Genomic DNA, 15,691 nt, shown 5'->3' with positions numbered 1-15,691 from the left:
AGCGAAAGAGCATTTGTTGTCTTGGAATCAAACGCCCTAAATTATACTTATGGAGGAATTTATGAAATACTTAATATCCCTTTGTGGATTGTTACTTGTTTTTGGCTTAGCTCTGTTAATGAGTAAAAACAAAAAAGAAATAAAATATAAATATATATTGATTATGTTAATCATCCAATTTATATTAGCAGCTTTACTATTAAATACAACGTTTGGTTATGTACTAATTAAAGGAATAACAAATGTATTTGATCATTTATTATCCTACGCAAATACAGGTATATCATTTGTTTTTGGTGGTATAGCGAATGAAGGAGAATCCCCATTCTTCTTAGGTGTCTTATTACCAATTGTTTTTATATCTGTGTTAATTGGGATTTTACAGCATTTCAAAATCCTTCCTTTCCTTATGAGATGGATCGGCTATTTTTTAAGTAAAGTAAGTGGCATGGGAAAATTAGAGTCCTATAATGCTGTTGCTTCGGCAATGGTAGGTCAATCTGAGGTTTTCATTACAGTTAAAAAACAACTAGACAAGGTTACTCCTCAGCGTATGTATACATTATGTGCATCAGCGATGTCGACCGTCTCTATGTCAGTTGTTGGCGCGTATATGACAATGATTGAGCCTAAGTATGTCGTAACGGCGATTGTTTTAAACTTATTTGGTGGTTTTATAATTGTTTCCATCATTAATCCTTATACTGTCAAAGAAGAGGAAGATATATTAACCATTGAAGACGAACAAAAGCAAGCTTTCTTCCAAATGCTTGGTGAATATATTATGGATGGCTTTAAGGTAGCCATCATTGTTGGAGCGATGCTTATCGGTTTCGTAGCATTAATGGATTTAATCAATTCATTGTTTGATATGATTATCGGTGTTTCTTTCCAAGAAATATTAGGCTATATTTTTGCACCAATAGCTTTCTTAATGGGTATCCCATGGGCAGACGCTGTTTCAGCTGGAGGAATAATGGCCACTAAATTAGTAACGAATGAATTTGTTGCTATGATCAACCTTGGCGATGTCTCAGAGACCATGAGTGAACGTACACTAGGCATTATTTCGGTATTCCTTGTATCCTTTGCCAACTTTTCATCCATTGGTATTATTTCTGGAGCAGTTAAAGGGTTAAATGAAAGACAAGGAAATGTTGTTGCACGATTTGGCTTAAAATTGCTTTACGGAGCGACACTTGTAAGTATTTTAACGGCAATAATTGTTGGCTTGATTATTTAAATGGTTAGTCATTGCTTACGCTGCACCTATCTTGTAGGTGCAGTTTTTTTGTATTGTAACTTCCTATCATCTCACTTGGGAAAGACAAAATAGATATGTGAAAACGAGTATGCATTTCATTGTAATTTTATGACAAAGGAAATTTACTTGTAGTATAAGTAAAGGTGTGGGCACACGTGAACTGGAATAGCATAAAAAAACACTCAATTGTTTTAACTCTTAAACAAATGAGTGTTCTTTCAGCTTTTCATCATTCTAAATAATTGTTTAAAGAGATACTCTCTTGAATGGATTCTATTCATTCAAAGCTTCAAAAAATTTAAAGATGTTATTTATTGAAAAAGCGCAGAATACAATAGCACTAAAAAACTAAGTAGAGTGAAACTAAATAGAATTATTAGAGGTAATTTCTCTTTACGTTCTTTGATTTTATTCATTCTCAGAAATAGTACAATACAAAGGGCGAGTGAAATTCCAAAAAGAATAATAGGAACTATAGATAACAAAACTATTCTCCTTTTCTAATAATTAACATTGAGAACCTATCCAGAAAGGATCTGGATTTACTGTACCTGTCCATTTAATCCATAATCCACATTCCTTAACGCTTGATAGGTTTAAGGCGGTTGCCCCAATATCAATTAATCCTACTGCAATAATAGTAGCTAATCCAAGAGGAGGGGCAATAAAGGCAGCGATAGCAGCACCAAGTGTAGCTATTCCCGCTCCAATTTGAATATAAGTTATTATCGTGGAAGCTTGACAGCTATTAAAGTAAGTATAGAATCCAACTGAAGTCTTTTCATACTTACTTTTGCCGTTACATGCAGCTAACGGCTGTACAGAATTCATTAATTCTATGTCCTTTGAAGTAGACTCAATTAAGTCTTCAGATACATTTTCTTTTCTAGCTGACTCTACATCAAAATAAAAACTATTTTCATCATATATTACAAATGGCTGTATAGCCAATGTATCCTTTATTATTTGATTATGTTCATTTACTTTTAATATTGCAAGCTTGATATCAAAATCTGTTGCACCTTGTTTTTTTGCTAAATTAGTATCTATAGCAATATAGTCTCCATCGAAACCTATTGCTTTATCAAACTCATTATCTAATTCTAATACACTTGTAAGAATAGTTGATAAATTGTCTTTTTTTTCACTTTCTATTTGTGCCGCGGTTGCTGGAAACTGTGCTGTTATTGAAAACATTAAAATCATTGCAACGATTCCTGTAATAATTTTTTTCATTTTCAACCCATCCTTTTAATAATATGATTCCCAACGCTTTGTGACAACCGATATCAAAAATAAACTATATAATTTCCATTTAGAAACCTCCTTCTAGCATATTAATACTTATAATATAACAAAAAATTCTAAATAAATACATTTTTTTAATTATATACTAATAACCAATTAAATAGATGATTTCGACGTAATTATCTAGATTTTAATTAAAAAATACAAAAAAGTGTTAAAAGAATTCCGATTAATCATTGTATCTAAGGTGGATTTAAAAATGAGAAGAAATAGTGGATGGGCCCAACCTAAAGTTTTTTTGTATTTCGTTATACTAATTTAAAAAGGACAAAACATATTAGTCATATAAAATATGTTTTGTCCTTTGATTTATTTATCTTTTTTAATGTAGGTATTAATAACTAAGTTTTAATAATGCACATTTTAAATTATGTCTCTTTATTTAACGACAATATTGACAAGTTTGCCTGGAATAACGATGACTTTTACTAAGTCCTTTCCTACCATATATTCTTGTACTTTTTCATCAGCAAGTGCTACTTTTTCAATGTCTTCTTTTGAAGCATCTTTAGCTACGACAATTTTTGCACGAACTTTACCAGCAACCTGCACTGCTACTTCTACTTCATCATCTACAAGTTTCGACTCATCATATGTTGGCCATTGCTCATAAGAAAGTGTTCCTTCATGACCTAATAAGTTCCATAGCTCTTCTGCGATATGCGGCGCAATTGGTGCTAGCATTTTAACAAAGCCTTCCGCATAAGCTGTTGGGATGACTTCAGCTTTATAACAATCATTGATAAATACCATCATTTGTGAAATAGCCGTGTTAAAGCGGATACCTTCATAATCCTCTGTCACTTTTTTCACTGTTTGATGATATGATTTTTCTAGTGTTTTATCGTCAGACACTTGAATTTTCGCTGAGATCGTTCCATCCTCTTCATTGACAAGTAGACGCCAAATACGGTCTAAGAAGCGACGTGCCCCATCTAAACCATTTGTAGACCAAGCTACAGAAGCCTCAAGTGGTCCCATAAACATTTCATATAGACGCAATGTATCTGAACCATGTGACTCAATGATTTCATCTGGATTCACGACATTGCCCTTAGATTTAGACATTTTTTCATTACCTTCACCAAGAATCATACCTTGGTTAAATAATTTTTGGAAAGGCTCTTTCGTGTGAACAACACCTAAATCATATAGAACTTTATGCCAGAAGCGAGCGTATAGTAAATGTAGTACAGCGTGCTCAGCCCCACCAATATAAATATCAACTGGTAGCCATCGTTTTAGCAATTCTGGATCTGCAATTGCTTCTGTATTAGTAGGATCGATATAGCGTAGGAAGTACCAGCTAGAACCTGCCCATTGCGGCATTGTATTTGTTTCACGACGGCCTTTTTTACCTGTCGCTGGATCTACAACGTTTACCCATTCAGCAATATTTGCTAATGGTGACTCACCAGTACCCGATGGACGAATATTATCTGTTTTCGGAAGCATTAATGGTAGCTCCTCTTCTGGAACAGGAGTGATGGTACCATCTTCCCAATGAATCATTGGAATCGGTTCACCCCAGTAACGTTGACGAGAGAATAACCAGTCACGTAGACGATAGGAAATTTTCTTCTCTCCTACGCCTTTTTCCTCTAACCATTCAATTGCTTTAGCAATACCCTCTACTTTATTTAAGCCATTTAGGAAATCAGAGTTAATATGTTGCCCATCACCTGTAAACGCTTCTTTACTGATGTCCCCACCTTCAAGTACAGGAACAATGTCTAAGCTAAATGCTGATGCAAATTCATAGTCTCGTTCATCATGTGCAGGAACTGCCATAATAGCACCTGTTCCATAAGACACTAACACATAGTCTGCAATCCAAATCGGTACTTTTTTACCGTTAATCGGATTTACTGCATAGGCACCTGTAAATACGCCTGTTTTTTCTTTCGCTAAATCTGTACGCTCAAGATCAGATTTCATTTTAACCTTTTCTAAATAATCCTCGACTGCTTGGCGTTGTTCAACTGTAGTAATTTGTTCTACTAATTTATGTTCAGGTGCAAGCACGCAATATGTAGCACCAAATAATGTATCAGGACGTGTTGTAAATACCGTGAAGTTTTCATCTGTGCCATCAATACCAAATGTTACTTCTGCACCTTCCGAACGACCAATCCAGTTACGCTGCATATCTTTAATAGACTCTGGCCAATCAACTTCCTCTAAGTCATCAATTAAACGATCTGCATATGCAGTAATTTTAAGCATCCATTGCTTCATTGGTCGACGTTCTACTGGATGCCCACCACGCTCTGATTTGCCATCAATTACTTCTTCATTCGCCAATACCGTACCAAGTGCTGGACACCAGTTAACAGCTACTTCATCCACATAAGCTAAACCTTTTTTATATAGCTGAATAAAAATCCATTGTGTCCATTTATAATACGCTGGATCAGTCGTGTTAATTTCACGATCCCAATCATAACTAAAGCCTAGCTCTTGAATTTGGCGTTTAAAGGTCGCAATATTTTTCGCTGTAAATTCTGCGGGATCATTTCCTGTATCAAGTGCATATTGCTCCGCTGGTAAACCAAATGCATCCCAGCCCATTGGATGTAATACATTGTAGCCTTGCATACGTTTAAAGCGAGATAGAATATCTGTCGCCGTATATCCTTCTGGATGTCCTACGTGCAAGCCTGCGCCAGATGGATATGGGAACATATCTAGTGCAAAGAATTTAGGCTTTTCTGTTTCATTTTCAGTTTTAAATGTTTTGTTATCAGCCCAATATTGCTGCCACTTTTTTTCAATTTGTTGATGATTAAAACTCATTTTTTTTCCTCCTTCAATGAATCTGCTGTTCTCCGTTAGAATTGACAAAATATTTAAAAAATAAAAAAAACTCGCCCCTTCCTTATAGAAGGGACGAGAGAATTAGCACTCCCGCGGTACCACCCAAATTAGTGATTACACTCGACTTAAGCTTCCTTAACGCGGAAGAAACGACACGCGCTATTTCACGCGGGCAGACTCAGTAGGCGAGTTCGATTTGCTTTCCTACTAGCTCTCACCAGCCGCTAGCTCTCTAAAAAGAACCACAAATCTACTATTCCTCATCACAGTCTTTACATGATATTGCATTTATTCTAATGGAAAGTATTGAAAAGCACAAGCCTTTGTTTACAGGTTACCCATTACTGAACAATTAAATCCTTTTTTTCCTCAGATTTTGATAAATCTTTGCATTCATGAAAAGCAAAATGCTGACATCCGATACATTGAGTTCTGTCCAAATAGTTGAGGGCTCTTGAAATCGCTTCTCCTGTATGCTGATAAAAATGATGCGCTCCTATTTTAGCGTAAAGACCATTTTGCTGAAGGGCAACCTTTAGGTCATCCTGCACCCCTGTTACCAAAATATTACCTCCCTGTGCTGTAAAGTTGTCTATAATATTGCTAAAATATGCTTCCCCTGTAGAGTCCATAAAGGGCACTTTCCCCATGCGTAATATCAAAACTCTTGGTCGCTGTTGTAAGGTGCCTTCAATCATTTGTTCAAATCTTTGTGCTGCACCAAAGAACAGCGGACCTTCGATGGTATACATGCTTATTTGTGGACAATCATGCTGTTGATGAACGACATGAGGCTGTACCTTCTCACTTTTATTCGAATGATCTGGCAGTACCTTTGTCACAACAAGCTTTTCACTCATTCGTTTCGCAAATAATAGCACGGCTAACACAAGCCCCACTTCAACAGCTAATGTAAGGCTAGTAAATACGGTTAATAAAAAGGTAATTAATAAAACAAGCGAATCTCCAGATTTCAACTTTATAATATGAGAAAAATGCTTCCGTTCACTCATATTCCAAGCAACTACCATTAATACTGGTGCCATACTTGCTAAAGGTATATGTGAAGCATATGGCGCTAATAACAATAATGTAAGTAATACAAACACACCATGGATGATACCAGACATTGGGGATACTGCCCCAGTTTTAATATTAGTTGCTGTACGAGCAATCGCACCTGTCGCGGGTATTCCTCCAAACATAGGCGTTACGATATTGGCAATTCCTTGTCCGATTAGCTCTCGATTACTATTATGCTTGCTATTAGTCATTCCATCTGCCACGACTGCAGATAACAAAGACTCTATACCTCCAAGCATTGCGATGACAAATGCTGGTCCAATGAGCTGCTGTAGACGCTCAAATGTCATAGTAGGTAGTGCAAAATTGGGTAATGTATTAGGTATTTGACCATAGGCTGTGGCAATCGTAGCCACTTGTCCTGAAAAAAAGAAAGTCGCCACAAGAGTGGAGACAACAATCCCTACCAATGCCCCGGGAACCTTTGGAAAAAATTTAGGTGTCATTATTATGGTGATTAAACAAATGACTGCCGTTAAAATACTGTAAATATTAGTAGTACCAATTTGCTTTCCTATCTCTTGAATATTCGCTATAAAATACTCATGTCTTGTCATATTGCTTAAACCTAAAAAATTGGCAATTTGACCTGTAAAAATAATCACCGCTATACCCGCTGTAAAACCGATGGTTACAGGGCGAGGGATAAATTTGATTAAAGTCCCTAGCTTAAAAATACCCATTAAGCAAAGCAATACCCCTGCCATTAAACCAGCCAGTAATAAATCCTCATAACCATACGTTAGGACAATTCCTAAAAGAATTGGCACAAAAGCTCCTGTGGGCCCTCCAATTTGATATTTTGATCCACCAAAAATTGAAATCAGAATACCTGCAATACAAGCCGTATAAATGCCATATTCGGGCTTTACTCCTGATGCAATAGCAAAGGACATAGCAAGTGGAATAGCAACAATTCCAACAATGATTCCAGACAATAAATCCTTTTTAGCATGATGGACTGAATACCCTTCAAAACGTCCTGTAAACAGCGACTTCATAGATAAATCTTCCCTTCCCAATAATAAGCAAAGCATAACTTTTCCACATTATGGAGGTTACTTATTTTCTTCGTCACTATCATTACTCGTCATTTCCTCTAATCTTGAAATGGTATGAACTAAATGGTTATTAAAAATATCCTTGGCCACGCCAAGTAATTCACCAATCATTGGATCGCTTAAAGAATAGTAAACCTTTTTGCCTTCTTTCACTCCATAAACAATATTTTTAGCTCGTAATACACTTAGCTGCTGAGAAACGGCGGAGCCCTCTTTCTCTAAGCAATCTTGAATCTCATTAACACTCCTCTGACCATCTACAAGAAGTTCCAATATTCTTATACGTAATGGATGTGCTAACGCTTTAAAAAAATCTGCCTTAAACTGCTGCAATCCTTCTTCCATTAAATAAATCCCTCCATACAACTACATATTCAAATATTTGAATATGTATGATTGTACGCCTCAATCGATAATTTTTCAATATCTACTATTTAAAAAAGAGCAAACCAAGTGTGGAATACTTGATTTGCTCTTTACATTTTTCACTATTAATCTACTACTATGTTGTTCTTCTTTAGAGGATAATCATAAATAAGACATGGTATAATCGCGAACAGTACAATTACTACTAATGTTAAAACGAGAGGAATCATGCCAAATTGATCCACCATAATTCCACCGAATAAAGGACCAATCATACGTCCACCGGTCGCAGCACTGTTGATAATTCCCTGATAGAATCCTTGTCGGCCTTTTGGCGCAAGTTGATTAGCAATAGTTGGTAATGCTGGTGTATAAAACATTTCTCCAAAAGTTAAGACAAGCATGGCTGCACCAAACATTTTAAAATCACTCGCAAAGGCGATAATACCAAAGGATATAGCGATTAAGATGACACCAAAAACCAACTGTCGTTTTAACTGATGTTCCCAACGTTTTACAAGCGGCGCAATGAGCGGCTGCCCTATAACAATTAGCAGACCATTTATCGTCCATAGTAAACTATATTGCTTTAATCCTAAACCTAAATCTTGCGTATAAGATGAAATCGTTGCACTCCATTGCGAATAGGCTAACCAACATAAAACGGAGGACGAACTAATGATTAATAAGGCATAGAATGGTGCCTTGTTAATAATTCGCTTACTTTCACCGACCACATTCTTTGGTGCAATACTCCCTACCTCTAAACGTTTAAATGTAAGTAAAGCAATGAAAAAGAATACTATATACATCCCTAAATTGACCTTAAACACATAGTCAAATTGATAATCGGCCACCACACCTGCAAGTGCAGGACCTACAGCAACACCGACATTTTGAGCCAAATAAATGGCATTAAAGGCCTTTCGTCCACCCTCTGGCCAGGCAGCTCCGGCCAATGCGAACATGCTAGGAAAAACAATCCCCCCACTAAAGCCTAGTATTGTTAAAAACCATACATAATGTGGCCAACCGTGCCAAAGCGTTAAACCAATTAATGAAGCAATTGTTAAAAGGATTCCAAGCATGATGGCTTTATAGCCACCAATTCTATCAAATAGGTAACCACCTAATAGATTACCTAAAACACCTGCAGCAGAATTCAGCATCAGCACAAAGCCAGCCATCGCTAAGGATTTCCCTAAATAATCATGCATATATATGGCATTTAAAGGCCATAAAAATGAGTTGCCTGTTGTGTTCACAAGCATTCCGATAATTAAAAACCAAACACGTTTTGGCATTTGATGACCTCCATTATTTCGCTTCTCTAAATAGCTAGTTTATGCTGAAATACTTAAAAGTACAAGGAAAATAAATTTACCCTTTTTACATTTTATTAAATACTATAAATAGCTATAATTTACTAGATACAATTAAAAGTTAGAGTAGCATCTTGCAGGATAAACCCTTACCCCATGACGGAACGAGGTGCTCATGATAAAATAAGGCGTTAGAGGAGTGAAATAAATGACAGAAATAAATTTTCCTTTTCCTTCAGAAGGGAAAAGATACTATACATGGAACCGCTATTTACGCGATCAATTTGGTCACAAAGTATTTAAAGTAGCATTAGATGCTGGCTTTGATTGTCCAAACCGTGATGGTACGGTTGCCTTTGGTGGCTGTACATTTTGCAGTGCAGCAGGCTCTGGTGACTTCGCAGGTAATAAAGTTGATCCGATCGATGTTCAATTTGCTGAAATTCGAGACAAAATGCATCAAAAATGGAAAGATGGCAAGTATATGGCCTATTTTCAAGCCTATACAAATACACATGCCCCGCTCCCTGTTTTAAAGGAAAAATTCGAAGCTGCTTTGGCGCAGGAAGGTGTTATAGGCCTTTCTATCGCTACTCGCCCTGATTGTTTACCAGATGATGTTGTAGAATATTTAGCAGAATTAAACGAACGTACGTATTTATGGATTGAGCTTGGTCTTCAAACTGTTCATGAAAAAACAGCAAATCTTATTAATCGTGCGCATGATTATGCAACCTATGTGGAGGGCGTTGAAAAGCTTCGGAAGCATGGTATTCGTGTTTGCTCACATATTATAAATGGTCTACCGCTTGAAGATTATGACATGATGATGGAAACAGCTCGTGCAGTGGCCAAGCTAGATGTTCAAGGTATTAAAATCCACTTACTTCATTTATTAAAAGGGACCCCAATGGTGAAGCAATATGAAAAAGGGATGCTTGAGTTTTTAGATCAGGATGTTTATACAAAACTAGTCGCTGATCAGCTAGAAATTTTACCACCTGATATGGTCATTCATCGCATTACAGGTGATGGACCTATAGATTTAATGATTGGCCCAATGTGGAGCGTTAATAAATGGGAAGTATTAAATGGCATCGATGCCGAATTGGAGCGTCGTGGTAGTTGGCAAGGGAAATTTTATAAAGCTGAGGTTGGAAAATGAAACTACAACGAGTTTTACAATATGCTCAGCAGCTACTAAAAGATAGTGTGGAGGAAGGAGATACGGTTGTTGATGCCACTGCTGGAAATGGCCACGATACGCTATTTTTAGCACAGCTAGTCGGGGATGAAGGGCAAGTTTATGCCTTTGATGTTCAAAAAAAAGCAGTGGATGCAACGCTACATCGTCTACTAGATCAAAGTTTGGAGCATCGGGCTCTTGTGTTAAATAAAGGGCATGAAGAAGTAGCCAATTTTATACACAAGCCAGTAGCTGCAGCCATCTTTAATCTCGGCTATTTGCCTGGTAGCAATCATGATATTATTACCAAGCCTACTACAACCATACAAGCTATTGAAGACTTACTTAAGCTTTTAAAAGTTGGCGGTCTAATCATTCTTGTTATTTATCACGGCCACCCTGGCGGCAAAGAAGAGCGAGATACCGTGACTGACTATGTCAGCCAGCTTCCACAAAAATATGTACATGTTTTAAAATACGAATTTCTCAATCAGCAAAATGATCCTCCATTCATCATTGCGTTAGAAAAGATGAAGGATTATCCTACTTTATAGACAATTTAAAAGGCTAACTAATAGTATAGTTGTAACTATTAGTTAGCCTTTCTCTTTACCTATTTATTTTTACGTTCTTCATTATAGTCAACCCAGAAATCTGCACCTTTAATGCCTAGTTTACGAGGATCAAAGACAGGGTCTTTTCCTTCTTTTTTCTGTTTCTCGTAATCTTTTAATGCAACAATGGCTGGTTTCATAATAATTAAAATAGCTAGAACGTTAATCCATACCATTAAACCAAGGCCAACATCCCCCATAGCCCAAGCCAGTTCAGACGTACGAACCGTGCCATAGAATGCTGCGACTAAAATAGCGATTTTCGCAATCCAAATGAAAACCTTTTCGGTACTACCTCTAAATAAATAAGCGACATTTGTTTCGGCGATATAGTAGTAAGCCATAATCGTAGTAAAGGCAAAGAAGAATAGTGCGATAGCTACGAATGGTGCGCCAAATCCAGGTAAGGATGATTCTACTGCATATTGCGTATAGGCAGCACCTTCCTTAATACTTTTAGCAAATGTCATTTGCTCGTCACCCGTTAAGCCACCTTTATTGAATTCCCCAACGTGAATAAATGAATCTGTTCCTTCAACTGCCTTTTCATCTTGTACATTATACATACCTGTAAATAAAATCATAAAGGCTGTAGCTGAACAAATTAATAATGTATCAATGTATACAGACGCTGCTTGGACAATCCCTTGTTTAGCAGGGTGAGATACTTCTGCTGCAGCAGCAGGGTGCGCACCAGTCCCTTGACCAGCCTCGTTTGAATAGATTCCTCGTTTCACACCCCAAGCAATCGCGGAGCCAATAATACCTCCAAATATTTCTTGTGCTCCAAATGCACTTGAGAAAATTAAAGCAAAGACAGATGGTACCTCTGAAATATTCATAGCGATAATAATAATAGCCATAATAATGTAAGCTAATGCCATGAACGGTACAATAATTTGTGCGGCGTTGGCAATCGATTTAACGCCTCCAATAATGATGGCACCGAGTAAAACAACAATAATTAGTCCTGTAATCCAAGTTTCAATACCGAAGGCATTTTCAACAGCTCCTGCAATGGCATTAGATTGCACACCTGGCATAAGTATAAGCATAGCAATTAAAGCAGCTACAGCGAAAATCACTGCAAACCATTTTTGACCCATTCCTTTTTCTATGTAATAGGCCGGTCCACCACGGTATTCAGTATCCTTCTCTTCTTTATAGATTTGCGCTAAAGTAGACTCTACATATGCGGTTGCCGCACCAATGAAAGCAATTGCCCACATCCAAAAGACAGCACCAGGTCCCCCCATCCCAATAGCTGTTGCAGTACCGGCGATATTCCCTGTACCTACACGACCCGATAGAGCGATAGACATTGCTTGGAAGGAGGAAATCCCCTTTTCTGATTTCTCCCCTTTAAACATTAGCACGAACATATCTTTAATATGCCTTACTTGCAGGAACCTTGTAATGACTGAGAAAAAAAGCCCAATCAATAAAATACCATAAATAAACCAAGGTCCCCATAATATGTCATTCATTTTACCAACAACTACATCCATCTTACCCCTCCAATTTGAATTACCTTACTTTAAGTCACTATATTATTACACTTTTCAGAAAATTACAATATTATATTCAAGTAACAATAATTAAGTAAGTATCCTACTATTTAGAAGGGATCGAAACTATTTTATTATATATCCAATTCGTCTAAGAGCATTATTGATAAAATCTCGAATGTACATAAAAATCTCTTCACGCTCTACTTCATGAAATAAATTGTGATAACAATTTGCCCATTCTTTAAATTGAAATTCCGTTAACTCTTGTTGATGAAGCCAATTACGCATTTGTCGAGTTTCCGTAATTTTATCTTTTTCAGCTGTCATAATTAACATAGGCATATTAGGAAATTCGTCCTTAGGTAGCATAACTAAATTTCTCATCATCTGCTGAAGCTCACGATACCATTTCACCGAAACTACAGACATAAATGGTATATCATCCTTCATTTCTTCTCTACCCTCTACGCTACGCGTCAATTTTTCAAATGTCAGGTCATGTGTCAATTTTACATTTGCTGTTAATGCACTCAGGCTTGTTAAAGCATTTGATAATTTACCTGGTAATAGCTTCAATTGCAGCCATGGTGATGTCAAAATAATACCTGCACACTCATACTTTTTCTTTTGCATTGTATGAAGAACTAAAGTAGCGCCTAGTCCATGTCCTATTACAAAGGTTGGTAAATTATATGAAAATGCATTCTCAATCAAATTTCTTGTATATTTATTGTACAATTTGAAGTCCTCATCATGGACACGGGCAAATCTTGCATTGACACCATGATTCGGTAAATCTCCCATGACTATGTGGAAGCCTTCCAATCTTAATTTTTCTATCAGCCATGCATACCAACGGTGGTTTTCATAAGCACCATGAAGAATAGCAATCACAGCCTTTGCTTGTCCATCAGCTTCCCATTTCCACATTTACATAGTCCTCCTAAAAAATAATTACACTTTGATTATATCGAAATAACAGCTCATTTTAATTTTATATTTCCTTAAAGTTGCGTATTTGATACGATAATACTATATCTACAAAAAGAAAAGAGGCGATTCTCATGATTTATCCATTCAAAGATAAAACACCAACGATCGATCCATCTGTTTTTATTGCCGATTACGCAACCATTACTGGAGACGTAACTATTGGAGCTGAATCAACTATTTGGTTCAATACCGTGATCCGCGGCGATGTTTCCCCAACAATAATAGGTAAACGAGTAAGTATACAAGATCTTTGCTGCTTACATCAAAGTCCTAAGTTTCCACTCATTATTGAAGATGAGGTCACAGTAGGACACCAAGTAACTTTACATAGCTGTACCATTCGAAAAAAAGCCTTAATCGGAATGGGCTCCATTATTTTAGACGGTGCGGAGATTGGAGAGGGTGCATTTATTGGAGCCGGAAGTTTAGTGCCTCCTGGTAAAGTCATTCCTCCAAATAGCTTAGCATTAGGACGTCCAGCCAAAGTTGTACGAGAATTAAATGCTGAGGATAAAGAGGATATGGAACGTATCGTACGTGAATACGCTGAAAAGGGTCAGTATTATAAATCTCTACAAAAATAAAAACCTACAAAGAAATTGTACCTTCATAAAAAATTCCTCGCTTTCCATGACACTATTTGTTCAAGGAATAAGGGCGAGGTATTTTTGCAAAAAAACAAAAGGGGCAGAAAAGCCCCTTTTGTTCATAATACATTAGAATAATTTTCTAAAGACTTCAGCACTTTAGCACAATAGTTTACAGCTGTACTTTTATGCGTAATGCGTCAGCTTTATCAGTTTGTTCCCATGGGACGTTTACATCTGTACGACCAAAGTGTCCATAAGCTGCAGTTTGTTTATAAATTGGACGACGAAGATTAAGCATTTTAATGATACCTGCTGGGCGTAAATCAAATAGCTCACGAACCCATTCTACAATTTTGCTTTCCGTCACTTTTCCTGTACCAAATGTATCTACAGCAATGGAAACAGGCTGTGCAACGCCAATTGCATAAGCCAACTGTACTTCAGCGCGTTCTGCTAAACCAGCTGCTACAATATTTTTAGCTACATAACGTGCCGCATAGGCAGCTGAACGGTCTACTTTTGTTGCATCCTTACCTGAGAATGCACCACCACCATGTCGTGCATAACCACCGTATGTATCAACAATGATTTTACGGCCCGTTAAACCAGCATCTCCTTTTGGTCCGCCAATTACGAAACGGCCAGTTGGATTGATAAAGTATTTTGTGTTTGTATCTAATAATTCGCTTGGCACTACAGGAGCAATCACGAATTGTTTTAGATCGGCCTGAATTTGTTCAAGTGTTGCTTCTTCATCATGCTGAGTTGAAATAACAATTGTATCGACACGAACAGGTACGTTATTGTCATCATACTCAATTGTTACTTGTGTTTTACCATCTGGGCGTAAATAAGCTAACTCCCCAGATTTACGAACTTCTGTTAAACGACGTGCTAATTTATGAGCTAAGCTAATTGGTAATGGCATTAACTCGGGTGTTTCATTACATGCATAGCCAAACATTAAGCCTTGGTCTCCTGCACCAATCGCTTCAATATCTGCATCTGTCATAGAACCCTCACGGGCCTCTAAAGCTTGGTCAACGCCTTGGGCAATATCTGGAGATTGCTCACCAATTGCTACAAGTACTGCTAAGTTTTCAGCATCAAAGCCATATTTACCACGTGTGTATCCAATTTCCGCCACAGTATCACGTACAATGCCTTTAATATCTACATAAGTAGAAGTAGTGATTTCTCCTGCTACTAATACTAATCCTGTTGTTACAGTTGTCTCGCACGCTACACGTGCATTTGGATCTTCTGCTAAAATAGCATCTAAAATGGCATCCGAAATCTGGTCACAGATTTTATCTGGATGCCCTTCTGTTACACTTTCTGATGTAAACAGTCGACGGTTTGTCATTTAGTTTTCCTCCTATTACTCTTACAAAAAGTATTTGTACGGTACTCATTACCCATGTCAAGTCCGCTCCTAAGGATTGAACTCTCTCAAGCCGCTGTTGTTGTCATTTCACTTTACGAGAAAAAATAACTGCTACTTAAAAACACGAGGATTTCGAAAGACCCGTCATTATAATAAGGAAAGAACTACATATACTTACCTTTACATTAA

Annotated in this window: 12 protein-coding genes and 1 other annotated feature; of the genes, 4 read left to right on the top strand and 8 right to left on the bottom strand. The window is 37.2% G+C overall.

Features of this window, described 5'->3' with window-relative positions; genetic code table 11:
• The first annotated feature begins 61 nt into the window (after positions 1-61).
• Positions 62-1,243 (top strand): NupC/NupG family nucleoside CNT transporter, encoded by a 1,182-nt coding sequence (locus tag ACP3VS_RS03560; protein WP_036162332.1) that lies wholly within the window; start codon positions 62-64, stop codon positions 1,241-1,243.
• 528 nt (positions 1,244-1,771) lie between these two features.
• On the opposite strand, the gene ACP3VS_RS03555 is transcribed toward ACP3VS_RS03560, so the two are convergent.
• From ACP3VS_RS03555 to ACP3VS_RS03535, 5 genes are all read right to left on the bottom strand, one after another.
• Complete coding sequence (locus ACP3VS_RS03555; protein WP_230584495.1) at positions 1,772-2,500, bottom strand: hypothetical protein; 729 nt, start codon at positions 2,498-2,500, stop codon at positions 1,772-1,774.
• 450 nt (positions 2,501-2,950) lie between these two features.
• Positions 2,951-5,368: a leucine--tRNA ligase gene (gene leuS / locus ACP3VS_RS03550; RefSeq protein ID WP_426388379.1), complete on the bottom strand. Its 2,418-nt coding sequence runs from the start codon at positions 5,366-5,368 to the stop codon at positions 2,951-2,953.
• A gap of 86 nt (positions 5,369-5,454) precedes the next feature.
• Positions 5,455-5,665, bottom strand: a binding site (T-box leader).
• A gap of 65 nt (positions 5,666-5,730) precedes the next feature.
• Positions 5,731-7,473 carry a SulP family inorganic anion transporter gene (locus tag ACP3VS_RS03545; RefSeq protein WP_031416439.1) on the bottom strand — a complete coding sequence of 581 codons (1,743 nt, stop codon included), beginning with the start codon at positions 7,471-7,473 and terminating at the stop codon, positions 5,731-5,733.
• A 57-nt stretch (positions 7,474-7,530) separates the two neighbouring features.
• Complete coding sequence (locus tag ACP3VS_RS03540) at positions 7,531-7,878, bottom strand: ArsR/SmtB family transcription factor (protein WP_012295733.1); 348 nt, start codon at positions 7,876-7,878, stop codon at positions 7,531-7,533.
• A gap of 146 nt (positions 7,879-8,024) precedes the next feature.
• Positions 8,025-9,203, bottom strand: coding sequence for an MDR family MFS transporter (locus ACP3VS_RS03535; RefSeq protein WP_036162335.1), 1,179 nt, complete (start codon positions 9,201-9,203; stop codon positions 8,025-8,027).
• 226 nt (positions 9,204-9,429) lie between these two features.
• Here ACP3VS_RS03535 and ACP3VS_RS03530 point away from each other — a divergent pair, with 226 nt between their 5' ends.
• On the top strand, positions 9,430-10,386 hold the full coding sequence (locus tag ACP3VS_RS03530; protein ID WP_031416441.1) for a TIGR01212 family radical SAM protein: 957 nt from the start codon (positions 9,430-9,432) through the stop codon (positions 10,384-10,386).
• Positions 10,383-10,961, top strand: coding sequence for a tRNA (mnm(5)s(2)U34)-methyltransferase (locus ACP3VS_RS03525; RefSeq protein WP_012295735.1), 579 nt, complete (start codon positions 10,383-10,385; stop codon positions 10,959-10,961). Before ACP3VS_RS03530 ends, ACP3VS_RS03525 begins: the two co-directional genes overlap by 4 nt.
• Positions 10,962-11,020: 59 nt before the next feature.
• Here the strand turns inward: ACP3VS_RS03525 and ACP3VS_RS03520 are convergent, their stop codons facing one another.
• Both ACP3VS_RS03520 and ACP3VS_RS03515 read right to left on the bottom strand, forming a co-directional pair.
• Complete coding sequence (locus ACP3VS_RS03520; RefSeq protein ID WP_036162337.1) at positions 11,021-12,529, bottom strand: alanine/glycine:cation symporter family protein; 1,509 nt, start codon at positions 12,527-12,529, stop codon at positions 11,021-11,023.
• 126 nt (positions 12,530-12,655) lie between these two features.
• On the bottom strand, positions 12,656-13,462 hold the full coding sequence (locus ACP3VS_RS03515; RefSeq protein ID WP_012295737.1) for an alpha/beta hydrolase: 807 nt from the start codon (positions 13,460-13,462) through the stop codon (positions 12,656-12,658).
• A gap of 134 nt (positions 13,463-13,596) precedes the next feature.
• Between ACP3VS_RS03515 and ACP3VS_RS03510 the strand changes: the two genes are divergently transcribed.
• Complete coding sequence (locus tag ACP3VS_RS03510; RefSeq protein WP_426388378.1) at positions 13,597-14,109, top strand: gamma carbonic anhydrase family protein; 513 nt, start codon at positions 13,597-13,599, stop codon at positions 14,107-14,109.
• Positions 14,110-14,284: 175 nt separating this feature from the next.
• Here the strand turns inward: ACP3VS_RS03510 and metK are convergent, their stop codons facing one another.
• Positions 14,285-15,481, bottom strand: a complete 1,197-nt coding sequence (gene metK, locus ACP3VS_RS03505; protein WP_426388377.1) for a methionine adenosyltransferase — start codon at positions 15,479-15,481, stop codon at positions 14,285-14,287.
• Positions 15,482-15,691 lie beyond the last annotated feature (210 nt).

It is taken from the genome of Lysinibacillus sp. VIII_CA, assembly GCF_049943995.1.
Lineage (GTDB): Bacteria > Bacillota > Bacilli > Bacillales_A > Planococcaceae > Lysinibacillus > Lysinibacillus pinottii.
This window is presented reverse-complemented; position numbering and strand designations above follow the sequence as displayed.

Excerpts from the sequence above, each read along its gene's own strand:
- ACP3VS_RS03560 (WP_036162332.1), top strand. The coding sequence starts at position 62 with ATGAAATACTTAATATCCCTTTGTGGATTGTTACTTGTTTTTGGCTTA.
- ACP3VS_RS03555 (WP_230584495.1), bottom strand. The coding sequence starts at position 2,500 with ATGAAAAAAATTATTACAGGAATCGTTGCAATGATTTTAATGTTTTCA.
- leuS (WP_426388379.1), bottom strand. The coding sequence starts at position 5,368 with ATGAGTTTTAATCATCAACAAATTGAAAAAAAGTGGCAGCAATATTGG.
- ACP3VS_RS03545 (WP_031416439.1), bottom strand. The coding sequence starts at position 7,473 with ATGAAGTCGCTGTTTACAGGACGTTTTGAAGGGTATTCAGTCCATCAT.
- ACP3VS_RS03540 (WP_012295733.1), bottom strand. The coding sequence starts at position 7,878 with ATGGAAGAAGGATTGCAGCAGTTTAAGGCAGATTTTTTTAAAGCGTTA.
- ACP3VS_RS03535 (WP_036162335.1), bottom strand. The coding sequence starts at position 9,203 with ATGCCAAAACGTGTTTGGTTTTTAATTATCGGAATGCTTGTGAACACA.
- ACP3VS_RS03530 (WP_031416441.1), top strand. The coding sequence starts at position 9,430 with ATGACAGAAATAAATTTTCCTTTTCCTTCAGAAGGGAAAAGATACTAT.
- ACP3VS_RS03525 (WP_012295735.1), top strand. The coding sequence starts at position 10,383 with ATGAAACTACAACGAGTTTTACAATATGCTCAGCAGCTACTAAAAGAT.
- ACP3VS_RS03520 (WP_036162337.1), bottom strand. The coding sequence starts at position 12,529 with ATGGATGTAGTTGTTGGTAAAATGAATGACATATTATGGGGACCTTGG.
- ACP3VS_RS03515 (WP_012295737.1), bottom strand. The coding sequence starts at position 13,462 with ATGTGGAAATGGGAAGCTGATGGACAAGCAAAGGCTGTGATTGCTATT.
- ACP3VS_RS03510 (WP_426388378.1), top strand. The coding sequence starts at position 13,597 with ATGATTTATCCATTCAAAGATAAAACACCAACGATCGATCCATCTGTT.
- metK (WP_426388377.1), bottom strand. The coding sequence starts at position 15,481 with ATGACAAACCGTCGACTGTTTACATCAGAAAGTGTAACAGAAGGGCAT.